We start from the raw sequence: 17893 nt of genomic DNA on the forward strand, positions 1-17893 counted from the left end.
GCCCATGCGGCGATCCTGCCGACCTTCAAGGCGGACATCTTCATGACCGACCCCCGCGACAAAGCCACATCAAAAGCGCCGGCCACTCTGGGCGAAGGCTGTCTGAGTCGTTACGACCCCGATGCGTTGACGCCCGAAAACGGTACTGAGTTCGAAGGCGCGGCCGAGCTGTGGCGTGAATTGCAGCAAGACGCCGAAAAGCCGACCCCGCCCTAGGTTTTGTACGAAAAGTCGGCGAGCGAAGGTCAGGCAAGGCAAAAACAGGCGAGGAAGCGGAGTCTACGTGTTGTAAATGAGCATTCCGATCGGACTCGCGCACGAGCCTGTTTTTAACGCAGCATCACCGAGCGCAGCCACTTTTCGTACAGAGCCTAGCGCGCCACGTCATCTGCCGTGCCCAGGCTTTCCAGCCATCCGACCTTGGTCATGGGCTGCCTGCCGTCTTCCAGCAGGCGCGTGAGCAGTTCAAACCAATAGGTGCGAGAAGATGTGTGCAGCATGTCCACAGGGTGCAGGCCAAGGCGCAGGGTCGAGGCCTCGCGCAGCCTGTTTTCCCTGAAATCACTGCAGAGCCTCGACGCTGTTCGGCGCCACGCACTGCGTGCGCTCCAGACAATGCCTGGCGCCTGTATCGGTGTGAAGTCGGGCAATCTGAACAGGTGCTGCGAATCGCTGGTGTAACTGAGCGGCAGCTGGCGCAACGCGTCGCGCGTGCCCTGACTCATCAACCAGGCGGGCGCGACAAAACCGTGAAGCGGCCAGTTCTGGCGGCGAAATACTTCAATGCCCGCTTCCAGACGTGCCAGCGCCTGCCGGGAGTTCAAGCCATAGAACTCGCCTTCCCAAGTGTAAATACGTCGCATGAAGTAGTCGCGCAGGCTTCGTGGCGCGGGGCTGTCGTCGCAATGGTAATAACCGTGCAACGCCAGCTCATCGCCGCGTTCCAGGCGTCTACCCATCCGGTGCTGAAAAACGGTGTCGTCGCCCAGCGGGCTGCGTCGGTGAAAATCCGGTACCACCAGCCAGGTCATTCTGACAGCGCCCAGTTGATCCACAGCTGCCACGAAGGGTTCGTACATCGGCCAACTGTGAGGGGCGACGTCATGCAGCACCAGCAGCACGCTACGCTCAGACGCAGTGCCGGGCCGCTCAAACATGGGCAACGCCTGAAAGGCGAGTTCCCAGTACCGCCTGATAATGATCGAGCAGGCCATTCACCACCACGTCCCAGCTGTAGTGCTCTTCCACGTAGCGTCTGGAAGCCCGACCTTTTGCATGCACCTCATTGCAGAACAGCTCTTTCACCGCGGCGGTCATGGCCTTGGCGTCGTTTGCTTCGCATAGCAATCCACAGTGGCCGGGAACGATTTCAGTGAATGCTCCGGCGGCGACCGCCACAACCGGAATGCCGCATGCCATGGCTTCAAGCACGACCAGCCCGAATGTTTCCTGATCGCCCGCGTGAACCAGTGCATCGGCGCTTGCCAGCAGGCGTGCCAGATGGGTGGCCTTGCAGAAACGATTGATCACCGTCACGTTATCCGGCACGTTCAAAGGCATGTGCGAGCCTACCAGCAGAAGGTGGTAACGCGGGCCCAGCTGTTTCATGCACTCAAGCAACACCGGCAGGTTTTTCTCCCTGGAACCGCGCCCGGCGAAGATCAGCAGGTGGGTGTCCTCGCACAGACCCAGTTCGGTTTTCAGGTTTTCGTCCCTGTGGTGCGGGTTGAAGACCTGCAGGTCCACGCCAAGAGGTTGCACATGCACGTTTTCCACCCCCATGCCGATCAGCTTGTCGGCCATGACCTGGCTGGGCGCAAGCACCCTGTCGAAGTTGGTGTACAGCTTGCCGATATAAGCCTGAGCGCTCATGCCCATCCAGTTGCCCATGCGATTGCTCACCAGCAGCGGAAGGTCGGAGTGGTAGAAGCCGATTACCGGCGCGTCCAGATACCGTCTGGCGTCAAGTGCGGCCCAGGCGGTCAGGTAAGGGTCGCCTGCTTCGATCAGGTCGGGTTGCAGGTTGTGCAGCATCTTGCGCCATGGCGCGACCCGCAGCGGAAACCGATAGCCGTTGCTGAACGGCAGGGCGGGGGCCGGAACACTGTAGATGCCATCCTTGTGATCCGCACGCGCGCCTGGCACAAGCAGGCTGTGGCGCACGCCGGGGCGGCGCCCCAGGCGTGGGTGTTTGGCATCGAGATAGGTGCGTACGCCGCCACTGGCCGGGGCGTAGAACATCGTCATGTCGGCAATGTGCACGGCAACATTCCTCCGATCTGAGGTCGTCCTTTCTTGACCTCCTTGAAGGATAGTTGTTCGGCCGGGATTCACCGTTTGGCAAGCAGGCGGCAGACGCAATGTTCCGTTGAGAGGATGATGTGTCATCGGGCCTGAACAAAACGCAGGGGCAATGACCAGGCTCAATGCCAGCGTGTCTCATGTTGCGGAGAAAATAAAACATGCACGATTATCGAGAAATGATTCTGGGCGCCGCTCCTGACGGACAGCCGATCTCCCAGGCGCTTCGCCTGGCCAATCGTCACGGACTGGTGGCTGGTGCGACCGGGACAGGCAAAACGGTGACCTTGCAACGCCTGGCAGAGGCGTTCAGTGACGCCGGGGTCGCGGTTTTTGCCGCTGACATCAAGGGCGATCTGTGCGGGCTGGGTGCTGCAGGCGACCCTCGGGGCAAAATTGCCGAGCGAATTGCCGGTATGCCCTGGCTTGAACACACGCCTCGGGCTTATCCGGTCACTTTATGGGATATCGATGGGAAATCCGGCCATCCGCTGCGTACGACCCTGAGCGAAATGGGGCCGCTTTTGCTGGGTAACCTGCTGGAGCTGACGGACAGCCAGCAGTCAGCGTTATATGCAGCCTTTAAGGTGGCTGATCGAGAAGGACTGTTGTTGCTTGACATAAAGGACCTCAAGGCGCTGCTCAATCACCTGCGTGAAAACCCGCAGTTGCTGGGCGAGGACAGCGCATTGATGACGTCCGGCTCCAGTCAGGCGTTGCAGCGACGGTTGGCGGTCCTCGAGCAGCAGGGTGCCGAGGCGCTGTTCGGCGAGCCGGCCTTGCAACTGGAAGACATTCTTCAGCCTGACAACGATGGGCGAGGGCGCATCCATCTGCTGGACGCCAGCAGACTGGTGCATGAAGCGCCCAAAGTCTACGCAACCTTTCTGTTGTGGCTGCTGGCCGAGCTTTTCGAGCAGTTGCCCGAGCGAGGCGATGCCGAAAAACCGCTGCTGGCGCTTTTCTTTGATGAAGCGCACCTGCTGTTTGCGGACACACCCAAAGCCTTGCAGGAACGGCTTGAACAAGTTGTGCGCCTGATTCGTTCCAAAGGCGTGGGCGTGTATTTCGTTACTCAGTCACCCGGCGACCTGCCTGATGATGTGCTGGCCCAGTTGGGGTTGCGGATTCAACACGGCCTGCGCGCTTTCACGGCCAAGGAGCAGAAATCGTTGCGAGCCGTGGCCGAGGGTTTCAGGCCCAACCCTGACTTCGATGCTTTGAGTGTATTGACCGAATTGGGTATCGGCGAGGCGCTGGTCGGAACGTTGCAGGACAAGGGCACGCCCGCCATGGTGCAGCGCGTGCTCATCGCTGTGCCTCAATCGCGTATCGGTCCGTTGACGGCAGAAGAGCGGGCGGACCTGATTGCCATCTCATCCCTTGGCAGGCGTTACAACAAGCCGGTCGACCGTGAATCCGCCTATGAGATGCTGGCCGCGCGCAAGGTGTCCGAACCTGAAACGGCCGATGCTGTGAAAACCGATGAAAAACCTGAAGCAAGCTTCAGTGACAAGGCGGGGGATTTTCTGGGCGGGATGGCCGGGCAGGCCATGAAGAACGCCATGCGTCAGGCGGCCAGCCAGTTGGGCCGAGAGTTGGTGCGGGGGCTGATGGGGTCGTTGCTGGGAACGAAGAAACGCAGGTAAAGCTGACTCGCTCGGGCGGTGCAGGGCTTGCACCGCCCGAACGACTTCAGATCAGGACAGCGCTTTGGAGGCAACCCAGAACAGGGCGGCAGACAGCGCCACTGTTGCTGGCAGGGTCAGCACCCAAGCCAGAAGAATGGTACGAACTGTACCACCCTGCAGTCCGCTCTTGTTCGCAACCATGGTACCGGCTACGCCCGAAGACAGAATGTGCGTGGTAGAAACCGGCAGGCTGAACACGTTGGCCATGCCGATGGCACAGGCGGTGGTGATCTGTGCCGACATGCCCTGTGCGTAGGTCATGCCCTGCTTGCCGATCTTCTCGCCGATGGTCAGCACCACACGCTTCCAGCCGACCATGGTGCCGATACCAAGCGCCAGTGCAACGGCCAGAATCACCCAGAACGGCGCGTATTCAGTGGTGCCGGTCAGGTCCTTGCGCAGCTTCTCGAGATCGGATTTTTCACGTGCTTCCAGGCCCGGCAATTTGCCGACCTTGCGGGCGGTGTCATCCAGGCACAACAGATAACGACGTACTTCGATACGGCTTTCGGACGGCATCGAATGGTAGTCGGAGACACCTTTCAAGCGATCCAGTAGGGCGTCGATGGTCGGCTCGGTCTGTTCCGGGTTGCACGCGGAACTGGACGGCAGGTCACCTTTTTCCGCCTTGCCCATCGCCAGGTACTCGCCCAGCGTGCTGCTGTTGCGCTGGTAGAACTGGCTGAGGTGCTGGGTGGCGTCGCGGGTACGCTCGATCTGATAGGTCGTGCTGTTGAGGTCCAGTACGAACTGGCTCGGCACGATACCGATCAGCACCAGCATGATCAGGCCGATGCCTTTCTGGCCATCGTTGGAGCCATGCACGAAGCTGACGGCCATGGCGGAGATCACCAGTACCAGACGGTTCCAGAATGGCGGATGCTTCTTGTCATCCAGCTTGCGACGCTGTTCCGGGGTCTTGTGCATCTTGGACAGTGGTCGCCACCATTTCAGTGCGATCAGGACCAGACCCGCGATCAGAAAGCCTGCCAGTGGCGAGAACACCAGAGAGGCACCGATATCGATTGCCTTCTGCCAGTTGACGCCATCGGCCAGCGGTATGTCGTTGATCAGGGCGTTGGCCAGACCGACACCCAGGATCGAACCGATCAACGTGTGGGAGCTGGATGCCGGAATACCGAAGTACCAGGTGCCCAGGTTCCAGGTGATCGCCGCTGCCAGCAGCGAGAACACCATGGCCAGGCCGTGGCCGGTATTGACGTTGATCAGCAATTCGACCGGCAGCAGGTGAACGATGGCGTACGCAACGCCCACGCCGCCCAGCAGTACGCCGAGAAAGTTGAACACACCGGAAAGGATCACAGCCAGATGCGGCGGCATGGCTTTCGTGTAAATGACTGTCGCCACCGCGTTCGCAGTGTCATGAAAGCCATTGATGAACTCGAAGGCAAGAACAAAGGCCAGGGCAAGCAACAGGCTCACAAGCACCCAAGCATCTAGCCCGCTGAATAATTCGATCATGTAGATTTTCTGACCCGGTCTGAAGGGGGCGCGATTATGACAGAAAAAATACGTATCGACTTGTCGGCCTCGACCGGTGTCGCCTGAAACCAAAAAAAAGACGCATGAGCGCCGCCCCGATGGTGAGGCAGACAGGCAATGACACTTCAATTTCAGGTCGCGGTAATGCGGATCAGATCATCGTGGCTGTTCCAGCCTGATCATCAGGACTCTTGTTTCAGGTCCTGTTCCATTTTTTGCAATTCCTCTTTGAAAGCCTGATCCCGAAGGCTGGCCCGTTTGCGCCAGGGTTTGCGTTCCGGCTCCGGTTGCGCGGCGTAAGTGGTGATTTCGCCACCGTAGACATCCTTGAAACGTTGCTCCTGGCGCTCCAGTTCTGCGCGCAGTTCTTCTTTAGTCACTTTATTACCTGATCGAGTCAAATGAGTTCCGGCGAAAACGCAATGCACGGCAAACATGTTCGTTCCAGTGGCTGCCCGAAAAACAGGACAGGGAATCATGCATCAGCACATTGACTGGAAAAGTCTGAACACCTTGCTGCGCCTCGCGGCTACGGGCACCGGAGAAAAACAACTGTCGTAGCGACATGTGGTTCAGGGTTGAAACGCCGGAGGTCAGGGTTGACCGCCGGTTGCACAGGGCCCGTTACAACGTTGTACAGGTCCGGTGCTTTGACGCGGCTGCAGCTCGAAGGCTCGGGAGAACGCGAGTCACTGCTGAAGATTTAGCCCGTCAATGGAAAGGTACTATCGCCAAGAAGTTAGGCTGCGTCAACTATAGCGGTTTGAATAATGAGAGAGCCTACTCATTTTGTACGAATGTTCCGAAGTATAGGTGAGTCATGTTTATGACGGAACTTTCATAAAGAAGAATTGACAGGTCAGGACAAAACAATGGCGTCGGAATTCAGCAAGTCAGATGGTTCGACTGTTTGATTAGAGGCGAGGGGAGTGTGGTCAGGAAATATTCCGGCTTCCGCGTGGGCGCCACACAGGATGAGCTGTAATGAAAACGGCCTTGCTTAAAGGGCAAGGCCGCTGCCATGGACTTCTCAGTGGGTACCTGACCAGTAATTTCCAAGAAGTCACTTCGTGGCAGACCTAAAGGTATAAGCATATTTCCTACGGGTCAATTGCGATTATCGGCCATTGGTTCGATAATCGCACAAGCCGAGGCGGATCGATGCGCTGCATGGGTCTGAAACCGCCGGTTCACAAGGCCTGAAAGGGTGTACAGAGGTTGCGGCAATGAACGACGAACTGCGTAATTCTTTTTCCTCACTGGCTCCGCCGATCGTGGCTTCGCCTGCCAAGCGCATTCAAGCGTTGACCGGCGATCCTGATTTCATGACCTCGCTGGCGCGGGGGCTTGCAGTGATTCACGCCTTTCAGGAGCGCAAACGGCACCTGACCATCGCGCAGATCAGCCACCGTACGGAAATTCCCAGGGCGGCTGTGCGTCGTTGTCTGCACACCTTGATCAAACTGGGGTACGCCACCACGGATGGCCGCACCTATTCTTTGCTGCCCAAGGTTCTGACGTTGGGCCATGCCTATTTGTCGTCCACGCCGCTGGCGATTTCTTCACAGCCTTATCTGGACCGCATGAGCGATCAGTTGCACGAGGCGTGCAACATGGCCACCCTTGAAGGCGACGACATCTTATATATAGCCCGGTCGGCCACGACCCAGCGGCTGATATCGGTGGATCTCTCGGTGGGCGGTCGACTGCCGGCGTATTGCACGTCGATGGGACGCATCCTGCTGGCTGCGCTGGATGACGTCTCGTTGCAGGAATATCTGGATCACGTGGACCTGCAGCCCAAGACCAGTCGCACCATTCGTACACCAGAAGCCTTGCTCGAGTGTCTGCAACAGGTTCGTCAGCAAGGGTGGTGCATTGTCGACCAGGAACTGGAACAGGGGCTTCGTTCCATTGCCGTGCCAGTCTATGATGCATCAGGCCAGGTACTGGCTGCGCTCAATGTCAGCACCAGTGCCGGACGGGTGGCCCGCAGTGAGCTGGAGCAGCGCTTTCTGCCGATCATGCTCGACGCCAGCCGTGATCTGAGCACCCAGTTGTTCACCTGAGACACGGGTTATTGATAATCAGCGAATGGGTTCGATTACCGAACAGTTAGTCGATTATCGGATTGTTTGCGGCAGGGCTCAGGCATAACCTCATTTTCATTCCGGCGCAGGTCTTCGCGCTGATCATTGAACATGATGTTGGGTTCGGAGCACCTCATGGCAGACATTCTTTCTCTACGCGAAGCGGTGAAGCAACTGATCAACGATGGCGACACCGTTGCGCTGGAAGGCTTCACCCACCTGATCCCTACGGCCGCCGGCCATGAAATCATTCGTCAGGGCAAAAAAGACCTGACGCTGGTGCGCATGACTCCCGACCTGATCTACGACCAGTTGATCGGTGCCGGTTGCGCCAAGCGTCTGATTTTCTCGTGGGGCGGCAACCCTGGCGTCGGCTCGCTGCACCGCCTGCGGGATGCGGTCGAAAAGCAGTGGCCGCGTGCGATGGAAATCGAAGAGCACAGCCATGCCGATCTGGCCAACGCGTATGTTGCCGGCGCCTCGGGTTTGCCGTTCGCCGTACTGCGCGCTTATGCCGGTTCGGATCTGCCGAAGGTCAACCCGCTGATCAAGACTGTGACCTGTCCGTTTACTGGTGAAGTGCTGGCGGCCGTGCCGTCCGTGCGCCCCGACGTGACCGTGATTCACGCCCAGAAAGCCGATCGCAAGGGCAACGTGCTGCTCTGGGGCATTCTTGGGGCGCAGAAGGAAGCCGCACTGGCGGCCAGGCGTTGCATCGTCACGGTCGAGGAGATTGTCGATGACCTCAAGGCGCCGATGAACTCCTGCGTACTGCCCACTTGGGCGTTGAGCGCGGTATGTCTGGTACCGGGCGGCGCACATCCTTCCTACGCCCACGGCTACTACGAGCGTGACAATCCCTTTTATCAGGCTTGGGACCCGATTGCCCGAGACCGAGAAACCTTCAAGGCCTGGATCGACGAATACATCCACGGCACAGCGGACTTCAGCGAATTCCAGAGCAAGCTGGCTCGCGCTTCGGAGGCAAAATAATGACGTACACCACCAGTGAAATGATGACCGTTGCCGCCGCCCGCCGTCTGCGTAACGGAGCGGTCTGCTTTGTCGGGATCGGCTTGCCTTCCAAGGCGGCGAATCTGGCACGTCTGACGTCGGCGCCGGATGTGGTGCTGATTTACGAGTCCGGCCCGATCGGCGCCAAACCGACGGTGTTGCCACTGTCCATCGGCGATGGCGAGCTGGCTGAAACGGCGGATACCGTGGTCGCCACCAGCGAGATTTTCCGCTACTGGCTGCAGGGCGGACGCGTGGATGTCGGCTTTCTCGGCGCCGCGCAAGTCGACCGTTTCGGCAATATCAACACCACAGTCGTGGGTGACTATCACAACCCGAAGGTACGCCTGCCGGGTGCCGGTGGCGCGCCGGAGATTGCCGGGTCGGCCAAATCGGTGCTGATCATCTTGAAGCAGTCGGCACGTTCGTTCGTCAACAAGCTCGACTTCATCACCTCGGTCGGTCATGGCGAAGGCGGCGATTCACGCAAGCGTCTGGGCCTGCCCGGCGCGGGTCCGGTGGGCATCATCACCGACCTGTGCATCATGGAGCCGGAAGAGGGCAGCAACGAATTCGTGGTGACCACGCTGCACCCCGGCGTTACCCGCGAGCAAGTCATCGCCGCGACCGGCTGGGAAGTACGGTTCGCTGACAACGTGGTCTATTCCGAAGAACCAACCGATGTCGAACTGACCGCTTTGCGGGATCTGGAAGCCCGGACCGCTGCCGCCCACGGTCAGGTCGCAGGAGAAGCGTGATGCGTGACGTATTTATCTGCGACGCGATTCGCACCCCCATCGGTCGCTTTGGTGGCGGGCTGTCCTCGGTGCGAGCCGACGACCTGGCGGCCATCCCGATCAAAGCGCTGATGGAGCGTAACCCGACCGTCAACTGGGCCGAAGTCGACGAAGTGTTCCTCGGTTGCGCCAACCAGGCCGGTGAAGACAACCGTAACGTGGCGCGCATGGCCGCGCTGCTGGCCGGTCTGCCTACGACCGTGCCAGGCGTGACGCTCAATCGTCTGTGCGCTTCGGGCATGGATGCCATCGGTACGGCATTCCGCGCCATTGCAACCGGTGAGATGGAGTTGGCGATTGCAGGCGGCGTCGAGTCGATGTCGCGTGCGCCCTTCGTCATGGGCAAGGCCGACGCGGCGTTCTCGCGCAACCTGAAACTGGAAGACACCACCATCGGCTGGCGCTTCATCAACCCGGCCATGAAAGCCCTCTACGGCGTGGACTCCATGCCGGAGACAGGCGACAACGTGGCCGCCGACTTCTCTATTTCTCGAGCCGATCAGGACGCTTTCGCCCTGCGCAGCCAGCAACGCACCGCCGTTGCCCAGGCTGCGGGCTTTTTCGAGGAAGAGATCGTACCGGTGCGTGTAGCGCACAAGAAAGGCGAAACCGTGGTCGACAAGGATGAGCACCCGCGTGCCGACACCCGTCTGGAAACCCTGAGCAAGCTCAAGCCGGTCAACGGGGCGGACAAGACCGTCACGGCAGGCAATGCGTCCGGAGTGAACGACGGGGCTGCCGCGCTGATTCTTGCCTCTGCCGAGGCGGTAAAAAAACACGGCCTGACACCTCGCGCACGGGTGCTTGGCATGGCCAGCGCAGCCGTTGAACCTCGGGTGATGGGCATCGGCCCGGTGCCTGCGGTGCGCAAGCTGGTCGAGAGACTGGGCTTGGCGGTTTCCGATTTCGATGTCATCGAACTCAATGAGGCCTTCGCCAGCCAGGGCATCGCGGTGCTGCGGGAACTGGGCCTTGCCGACGATGCGCCGCAGGTCAATCCCAACGGTGGTGCGATTGCCCTGGGCCACCCGCTGGGCATGAGTGGCGCACGGCTGGTACTGACCGCGTTGCACCATCTGGAAAAAACCGGCGGTCGCAAAGGTCTGGCGACCATGTGCGTCGGTGTAGGCCAGGGTCTGGCGCTGGCCATCGAGCGTCCATAACGCCCCATTTTTCGCTTTGTTCAGCAACCCGGTTCATCGATCTGTCTCCACGAAAAGACAGGCTGATGGCCCGGGTTGTTGTGCTTGAGGCAGCAGGGTGTTACAGATTGTGTCTTATGGACAGTTTCATTTGGGGAAAATAATGACGACAACATCAAAAGCACCGCATTACACCGGCGAGGAGCGAAGCAAAAGAATCTTCGCGATTGTCGGCGCCTCTTCCGGGAATCTGGTCGAATGGTTCGACTTTTATATTTACGCCTTCTGTGCGATCTACTTCGCGCCCGCTTTCTTTCCTTCCGATGATCCGACCGTTCAGTTGCTCAATACCGCAGGCGTGTTCGCTGCCGGTTTTCTGATGCGACCGATTGGCGGCTGGCTGTTTGGCAGGGTTGCAGACAAGCATGGTCGCAAGAACTCCATGCTGATCTCGGTGACCATGATGTGTGCCGGCTCGCTGATCATCGCGTGTCTGCCGACCTACGCGTCGATTGGCGCCTGGGCACCGGCACTGCTGTTGATGGCGCGTCTGCTTCAAGGCTTGTCGGTCGGCGGCGAATACGGCACCACGGCCACCTACATGAGCGAAGTGGCGTTGCGCGGGCAGCGTGGTTTCTATGCCTCGTTCCAGTACGTGACTCTGATTGGCGGTCAGTTGCTGGCGGTGCTGACCGTGGTCATCCTCCAGCAATTTCTCACCACTGAAGAGCTGCGCGACTACGGCTGGCGTATTCCATTCGTCATCGGCGCGGCGGCGGCGGTCATTGCCTTGCTGCTGCGTCGCACGCTGAATGAAACCACCACCGCTGAAAGCCGTCAGGACAAGGACGCGGGTAGCATCAAGGCACTGTTCACCCACCACAAGGCTGCATTCATTACCGTGCTGGGTTACACCGCGGGCGGCTCTTTGATTTTCTACACCTTTACCACGTACATGCAGAAATACCTGGTGAATACCGGTGGCATGGAAGCCAAGACCGCCAGTTACATCATGACCGGTGCATTGTTCCTGTACATGTGCATGCAGCCGTTGTTCGGCATGCTGGCTGACCGTATCGGCCGACGTAATTCGATGCTGTGGTTCGGCGCGCTGGGTACGCTGTGTACGGTGCCGATTCTGATGACGCTGAAAACCAACACCCATCCATTCATGGCGTTTGTTCTGATTACCCTGGCATTGGCCATCGTCAGCTTCTACACCTCGATCAGCGGGCTGGTGAAGGCCGAGATGTTCCCGCCCCAGGTCCGCGCTCTGGGTGTCGGTCTGGCCTACGCCGTGGCCAACGCAGCGTTTGGCGGCTCGGCCGAATTCGTCGCCTTGAAGCTCAAGAGTGCGGGGATGGAGAACAGCTTTTATTGGTACGTGACGGCGATGATGGCAATCGCGTTCCTGTTCAGCCTGCGCTTGCCCAAGGAGCCCGCTTACCTGCATCACGATCATTGATGAGCGCTGTTTTGCAGGCATAAAAAAACCCACCGGATCCGGTGGGTTTTTTATTGCGCGTTGATCAGAGCGAACGAATCAGAACAGCTGGATCGACGGCTTCTCTTTGTCGATCGTTGCGGTCTGCCCCGTCTTCTCGTACCAGCCGCCGCCGAGGGCCTTGTACAGATTGACCTCACTGGTCAGCTGCGCAAGACGGTCGGTGATCAGCGTTTGTTGCGCGCTGAATAGCGAACGCTGGGCATCGAGGAACGTCAGGTTGCTGTCGATCCCGATGCGGTAGCGACGCTCGGCCAGACGGTAGTAGTCCTGGTTGGCGGTGACGAAGTCACGCTGTGCCTGGAGTTGTTCGTCGTAGGTCTTGCGCGAGGCCAGGCCGTCGGACACTTCCTGGAAGGCGGTCTGAATCGCCTTCTCGTAGTTGGCGACGCTGATTTCCTTCTGGATCTTCGAGTAATCCAGGCTGGCGCGCAGGCTGCCGGCGTTGAAGATCGGAATATTGATGCTCGGCTGGAACAGCCAGGTGCCCGAACCGCCCTTGAACAGACCGGACAATTCTGTGCTGCTGGTGCCCGCGCTTGCTGTCAGGCTGATGCTCGGGAAGAACGCAGCACGTGCGGCACCGATGTTGGCGTTGGCAGCCTTGAGCGTGTGCTCGGCTTCCAGAATGTCCGGACGACGTTGCAACAGATCGGACGGCAAGCCGGCCGGCATTTCGGTCAGCATGTCGGAGTCGAGCAACTGGCTGGCTGGCAGGTTGTCAGGCAGCCCCGTGCCCAGCAACAGCACCAGATTGTTCTGGTCCTGTGCAACCAGACGCTGGTACTGCGCCAGGCGGGCGCGGGCGCTTTCGACAGCGGTCCGCGACTGGCTCAGGTCCAGGGCCGAAGAAACACCGACTTCATTGCTGCGCGAAGTCAGGCGATAGCTTTCTTCGTAGGTCTTGAGGGTGTCCTGCGTCAGCTTGAGCAGTTCCTTGTCGGCCTGCCAGGTCAGGTAGGCATTGGCGACGTTGGCCACCAGACTGATCTGGGTGCTGCGACGTGCCTCTTCGCTGGCGAAGTAGGTTTCCAGAGCCTGCTGGCTGAGGCTGCGGACACGACCGAACAGGTCCAGCTCATAGGCGCTGACGCCCAGCGTGGCCGAATAGCTGCTGGTGATGGCCGACTGGCCGGTCTGCGTCTGGTCACCCGGAACGCGCTGACGGCTGCCGCTGCCATTGGCGGAAACCGCAGGCAGCAGGTCCGCACGCTGGATGCGGTACTGCGCACGGTAGGCGTCGATATTCAGGGCCGCGACACGCAGGTCACGGTTGTTGACCAGCGCGGTCTGGATCAGACGCTGCAGCGCCGGATCACGGAAGAACTCGCGCCAGCCCTGTTCGGCGGCAGCCATTTTGGCCGCTTCGGCCGGCGAGTACGCCGGACCTTGCGGGTATTGAGCGGCGACCGGCGCTTCCGGCTGCTTGTACTCGGGGATCAAGGAGCAGCCGCCGAGAATGAACGCGGTAACTGCCAGAGAGATCAGGGACTTGCTCATTGGCCAGCCTCGGTAGTTTTGACGTGTTGCTTGTTTGATTTGTCTTTGCCTTTGAACACCGACGACACGGCGACGTAGAACATAGGCACCCAGAAGATCGCCAGGATCGTTGCGGTGATCATACCGCCGATCACGCCTGTACCGATGGCGTGCTGGCTGCCCGAACCGGCGCCGCTGGAGATTGCCAGCGGAACCACGCCGAGGATGAACGCCATCGAGGTCATGATGATCGGACGCAAGCGCATCCGGCAAGCTTCCATCGCCGACTCGACCAGCGATTTGCCCTGCTCATGCAGTTCCTTGGCGAACTCGACAATCAGAATGGCGTTCTTCGCCGCGAGCCCCACCGTCACCAGCAGGCCCACCTGGAAGAACACGTCGTTGGACAGCCCGCGCAGACTGGTCGCCATCAGTGCACCGATCACGCCGAGCGGCACCACGAGCATGACCGCAATCGGAATCGACCAGCTTTCGTACAGCGCTGCCAGACAGAGGAACACCACCAGCATGGACAGTGCGTACAGGGCAGGTGCCTGAGAACCGGACAGACGCTCTTCGAATGACAGGCCGGTAAACGAGTAGCCAATACCGGCAGGCAGTTTCTGAGCGATGGCTTCCACTTCCGCCATTGCCTGTCCGGAGCTGTAGCCCGGAGCAGGTGTACCCAGCACTTCCATGGCCGCTACGCCGTTATAACGCGACAGTTTGGGCGAACCGTAGATCCACTCGCCGCTGGCAATGGCCGACAAGGGCACCATGGTGCCGCTGTCGTTGCGCACGTACCATTTCTGCAGGTCTTCAGGCGTCATGCGGCTGAAGGCTTCGCCCTGCACGTACACTTTCTTCACCCGACCACGGTCGATGAAGTCGTTGACGTAGCTGCCGCCCAGCGCGATGGACAGGGTCTGGTTGATGTTGGACAGGGTAATGCCCAGGGCGCTGGCTTTCTCGTCGTCCACAGTCAGTTGATACTGCGGTTCGTCGTTCAGGCCGTTGGGACGTACGCCCGCCAGAATCTTGCTTTGTGCCGCCATGCCCAGGAACTGGTTGCGTGCATCCAGCAGTTTCTGGTGACCGACACCGCCCTGGTCCTGCAGGTAAACGTCGAAACCGGTGGCGTTACCCAGTTCCAGTACCGATGGCGGTACGACCGCGAACACCATGGCGTCACGGAAGCTGGCGAAGTGCGCCTGGGCCCGTTCGGCGATCTTGAACACAGTGGTCTCGGCATCACGCTCGTCCCACGGCTTGAGCATCACGAACGCCAGACCGGAGCTTTGACCACGGCCAGCGAAGTTGAAGCCGTTGACGCTGAATACCGAGTTAACGCCCTTGCCTTCGCCGTTTTCCTTGTCGAGCAGGAAGTCGCGCATCTCATCGATGACTTTCTGCGTGCGCTCTGCGGAAGAACCAGCCGGTGTCTGGACCTGGGCGAAGATGACGCCCTGGTCTTCTTCTGGCAGGAACGCCGCCGGGATACGGGTGAACAGCCAGATCATGCCGGCCACGATGATCAGGTACACGACGAAGGCCGGCAACTTGTGGGTCACCATGCGCTTCACGCCGTTTTCGTAGCTGACCACGCTGCGGTCGAAGGTCCGGTTGAACCAGCCGAAGAATCCGCGCTTGGGTTGGCCGTGTTTCTCCGGATCGAGAGGTTTGAGCATCGTGGCGCACAGCGCCGGGGTGAAGATCAGGGCCACGAGGACCGAGAGGGCCATCGCGGAAACAATGGTGATCGAGAACTGCTTGTAGATCACACCGGTCGAGCCGCCGAAGAACGCCATCGGCAACAGCACCGCCGAGAGCACCATCGCGATACCGACCAGCGCACCCTGGATCTGGTCCATGGATTTCTGCGTGGCCTCTTTAGGAGACAGATGCTCCTCGGCCATCACCCGTTCGACGTTTTCCACCACCACGATGGCATCGTCCACCAGAAGTCCGATGGCCAGAATCATACCGAACATGGTCAGCGTGTTGATGGTGAAGCCGAACGCGGCAAGAATGCCGAACGTACCCAGCAATACCACCGGCACTGTCATCGTGGTGATGATGGTCGCGCGCAGGTTCTGCAGGAACAGGTACATCACCAGGAACACGAGCACGATGGCTTCGATCAGGGTGTGAACCACGCCGCTGATGGATTCCGTTACGGTCGGGGTGGTGTCATATGGGTAGACGACTTTCATTCCGGGCGGAAAGAAAGGCTCCAGCTCGCTGATGGTGGCGCGAATTGCTTTGGCGGTATCGAGTGCGTTGGCACCCGAGGCCAGTTTGATCGCCATACCGGAAGCCGGTTTGCCGTTGAACTGTGCGTCGATGCTGTAGTTCTGACCGCCCAGCGCGATACGAGCCACGTCCTTGAGGCGAACCTGCGAACCGTCGGTGTTGACCTTGAGCAGGATGTTGCCGAACTGCTCGGCGGTCTGCAGGCGTGTCTTGCCGATGATGGTTGCGTTCAACTGAGTGCCGGGAAGCGCTGGCAGGCCGCCCAGCTGACCGGTCGCGATCTGCACGTTCTGCGCGCTGACCGCGGTGGTCACGTCCACAGGCGTCAGCTGGAAGTTGTTGAGCTTGGCCGGGTCCAGCCAGATACGCATTGCATACTGCGAACCGAACACCTGGAAGTCACCCACGCCTGAAGTCCGCGAGATCGGGTCCTGGATGTTGGAAACGATGTAGTTGGACAAGTCTTCACGGGTCAGTGTGCCATCTTCGGCCACGAGGCCGATCACCAGCAGGAAGTTCTTCACCGACTTGGTCACCCGCAGACCCTGTTGCTGTACTTCTTGCGGCAGCAGCGGGGTGGCCAGGTTGAGCTTGTTCTGCACCTGTACCTGAGCGGTGTCAGGGTTGGTGCCCTGATTGAAGGTTACGGTGATGGTCATGCTGCCGTCGGAGTTACTGTCCGAGGAAACATAACGCAGGTTGTCGATACCGTTGAGCTGTTGCTCGATGATCTGTACCACGGTGTCCTGCACGGTCTGTGCAGAAGCACCCGGGTAAGTGACCTGGATATCGATGGCCGTCGGTGCGATGGCCGGGTATTGGTTGATCGGCAGCTTCATGATCGAAAGCGTGCCTACCAACATGATCACCAGGGCTAATACCCAGGCGAAGATGGGGCGGTCAATAAAGAATCTGGACATCTATCACTCACCTTTGCCAGTGGCAGCAGGGGCAGCATTGGCAGACTGGTCAGCGGTGAGGTTGGTTGCTTCCTTGACCTTCACTTCAGCGCCTGGTTTGACGTATTGCAGACCTTCGGTGATCACGCGGTCACCTTCATTCAGGCCTTTTTCGATCAGCCAATAGGCACCGGCGGTACGGCTGGTGACCAGTTCACGCTGTTCGACCTTGTTGTCCTTGTTGACCACCAGGGCGGTCGGCGTACCTTTCAGGTCACGGGTCACGCCTTGTTGTGGCGCGAGGATGGCCTTGCTGTTGACGCCGGCCTTCAGCTGAGCATGTACGAACATGCCGGGCAGCAGCACGTGGTCCGGGTTGGGGAACACGGCGCGCAGGGTCACCGAACCGGTGGCCTGATCGACCGACACTTCGGAGAACTCAAGCTTGCCTTCCTGTGCGTATTCACTGCCGTCTTCCAGGGTCAGCTTGACCGAAGCAGAGTTGTCGCCCGACTTCTGCAACCGGCCGCTGGCCAGATCGGCACGCAGTTTGAGCATGTCCGCGGAGGACTGATTGACGTCCACGTAGATCGGGTCCAGTTGCTGGATCGTTGCCATCGCGTTGGTCTGGCCGTTGCTGACCAGCGCACCCTCGGTGACGGCGGAACGACCGATGCGTCCGGAAATCGGCGCCAGTACCTTGGTGAAACGCAGGTTGATCTGTGCAGTTTGCAACGTGGCCTGGGCTTCCTGGGTCGACGCCAGCGCCGTGTCGTACTCCTGACGGCTGACGGCCTGCTCATTGACCAGTTGCTTGTAACGGTCGGACATTGACTTGGCGGACTGCAGAGTCGCCTTGGCGCTGTTCACGTTCGCGTCATAGATGGACGGATCAATCTGATACAGCTGCTGACCGGCCTTGACGTCACCGCCTTCGGTGAACAGGCGTTTGAGAATGATGCCATTGACCTGCGGCCGGACTTCAGCCACGCGGAACGCGGTGGTTCGGCCGGGCAGTTCGGTGGTCAACGTGTATGGCTGGGCTTTCAGTGTGACTACACCGACCTCAGGGGTCTGCGGAGGCGGTGCCTCCTGCTCCTTCTTGCCACAACCGCTGAGCAGGGTTGCCAGGGCGACGGCAGTGACCAGAACGGTAACAGCTGGCTTGAATTGCATGAAGATCCTCGGGGCAGGAGCCTGTTTACTCAACAGAGTGTTGA

14 protein-coding genes are annotated in these 17893 nt (G+C 59.6%); 7 read left to right on the forward strand and 7 right to left on the reverse strand.

What is annotated here, in order from left to right; all coding sequences use genetic code 11:
- Nucleotides 1-42: 42 nt before the first annotated feature.
- The gene (locus KDX39_RS17525; RefSeq protein WP_231661229.1) at nucleotides 43-216 is read left to right on the forward strand and encodes a hypothetical protein; all 174 of its coding nucleotides are present in this window, start codon (nucleotides 43-45) and stop codon (nucleotides 214-216) included.
- A gap of 155 nt (nucleotides 217-371) precedes the next feature.
- Here KDX39_RS17525 and KDX39_RS17530 read toward each other — a convergent pair whose 3' ends face one another.
- The gene (locus KDX39_RS17530; RefSeq protein ID WP_231661230.1) at nucleotides 372-1157 is read right to left on the reverse strand and encodes a DUF2334 domain-containing protein; all 786 of its coding nucleotides are present in this window, start codon (nucleotides 1155-1157) and stop codon (nucleotides 372-374) included.
- A complete protein-coding gene (locus tag KDX39_RS17535) occupies nucleotides 1150-2247 on the reverse strand; it encodes a glycosyltransferase family 4 protein (RefSeq protein WP_231661401.1) in 1098 nt (365 codons plus the stop codon). Before KDX39_RS17535 ends, KDX39_RS17530 begins: the two co-directional genes overlap by 8 nt.
- Nucleotides 2248-2462: 215 nt before the next feature.
- Here KDX39_RS17535 and KDX39_RS17540 point away from each other — a divergent pair, with 215 nt between their 5' ends.
- On the forward strand, nucleotides 2463-3950 hold the full coding sequence (locus KDX39_RS17540) for a helicase HerA-like domain-containing protein (protein WP_231661231.1): 1488 nt from the start codon (nucleotides 2463-2465) through the stop codon (nucleotides 3948-3950).
- Nucleotides 3951-4001: 51 nt separating this feature from the next.
- On the opposite strand, the gene KDX39_RS17545 is transcribed toward KDX39_RS17540, so the two are convergent.
- Nucleotides 4002-5474: an inorganic phosphate transporter gene (locus KDX39_RS17545; protein WP_099226226.1), complete on the reverse strand. Its 1473-nt coding sequence runs from the start codon at nucleotides 5472-5474 to the stop codon at nucleotides 4002-4004.
- A gap of 203 nt (nucleotides 5475-5677) precedes the next feature.
- Nucleotides 5678-5875 (reverse strand): hypothetical protein, encoded by a 198-nt coding sequence (locus KDX39_RS17550; protein WP_004881345.1) that lies wholly within the window; start codon nucleotides 5873-5875, stop codon nucleotides 5678-5680.
- Nucleotides 5876-6721: 846 nt separating this feature from the next.
- Here KDX39_RS17550 and pcaR point away from each other — a divergent pair.
- The 5 genes from pcaR (at nucleotide 6722) to KDX39_RS17575 (ending at nucleotide 12003) form a co-directional block, all read left to right on the forward strand.
- The gene (pcaR, locus tag KDX39_RS17555) at nucleotides 6722-7564 is read left to right on the forward strand and encodes a pca regulon transcriptional regulator PcaR (RefSeq protein ID WP_004881340.1); all 843 of its coding nucleotides are present in this window, start codon (nucleotides 6722-6724) and stop codon (nucleotides 7562-7564) included.
- A gap of 156 nt (nucleotides 7565-7720) precedes the next feature.
- Nucleotides 7721-8578: a CoA transferase subunit A gene (locus KDX39_RS17560; RefSeq protein ID WP_099226224.1), complete on the forward strand. Its 858-nt coding sequence runs from the start codon at nucleotides 7721-7723 to the stop codon at nucleotides 8576-8578.
- Nucleotides 8578-9357 carry a CoA-transferase subunit beta gene (locus KDX39_RS17565; RefSeq protein WP_099226223.1) on the forward strand — a complete coding sequence of 260 codons (780 nt, stop codon included), beginning with the start codon at nucleotides 8578-8580 and terminating at the stop codon, nucleotides 9355-9357. The genes KDX39_RS17560 and KDX39_RS17565 overlap by 1 nt, the downstream gene beginning before the upstream one ends.
- Nucleotides 9357-10559 (forward strand): 3-oxoadipyl-CoA thiolase, encoded by a 1203-nt coding sequence (pcaF, locus tag KDX39_RS17570; protein ID WP_184321037.1) that lies wholly within the window; start codon nucleotides 9357-9359, stop codon nucleotides 10557-10559. Before KDX39_RS17565 ends, pcaF begins: the two co-directional genes overlap by 1 nt.
- A 142-nt stretch (nucleotides 10560-10701) precedes the next feature.
- Nucleotides 10702-12003, forward strand: a complete 1302-nt coding sequence (locus KDX39_RS17575; RefSeq protein ID WP_099226221.1) for an MFS family transporter — start codon at nucleotides 10702-10704, stop codon at nucleotides 12001-12003.
- 78 nt (nucleotides 12004-12081) lie between these two features.
- Here the strand turns inward: KDX39_RS17575 and KDX39_RS17580 are convergent, their stop codons facing one another.
- Genes KDX39_RS17580 through KDX39_RS17590 form a run of 3 tightly spaced genes read right to left on the reverse strand, consistent with a single transcriptional unit; the run spans nucleotide 12082 to nucleotide 17849 of the window.
- Nucleotides 12082-13542 carry an AdeC/AdeK/OprM family multidrug efflux complex outer membrane factor gene (locus tag KDX39_RS17580; protein ID WP_099226220.1) on the reverse strand — a complete coding sequence of 487 codons (1461 nt, stop codon included), beginning with the start codon at nucleotides 13540-13542 and terminating at the stop codon, nucleotides 12082-12084.
- Entirely contained in the window at nucleotides 13539-16694 is a 3156-nt protein-coding gene (locus tag KDX39_RS17585; RefSeq protein WP_099226219.1) for an efflux RND transporter permease subunit, read from the reverse strand. Before KDX39_RS17585 ends, KDX39_RS17580 begins: the two co-directional genes overlap by 4 nt.
- A 3-nt stretch (nucleotides 16695-16697) precedes the next feature.
- On the reverse strand, nucleotides 16698-17849 hold the full coding sequence (locus KDX39_RS17590) for an efflux RND transporter periplasmic adaptor subunit (RefSeq protein ID WP_099226218.1): 1152 nt from the start codon (nucleotides 17847-17849) through the stop codon (nucleotides 16698-16700).
- Nucleotides 17850-17893 lie beyond the last annotated feature (44 nt).

This window comes from Pseudomonas sp. CDFA 610, from assembly GCF_021147865.1.
GTDB lineage: Bacteria > Pseudomonadota > Gammaproteobacteria > Pseudomonadales > Pseudomonadaceae > Aquipseudomonas > Aquipseudomonas alliivorans.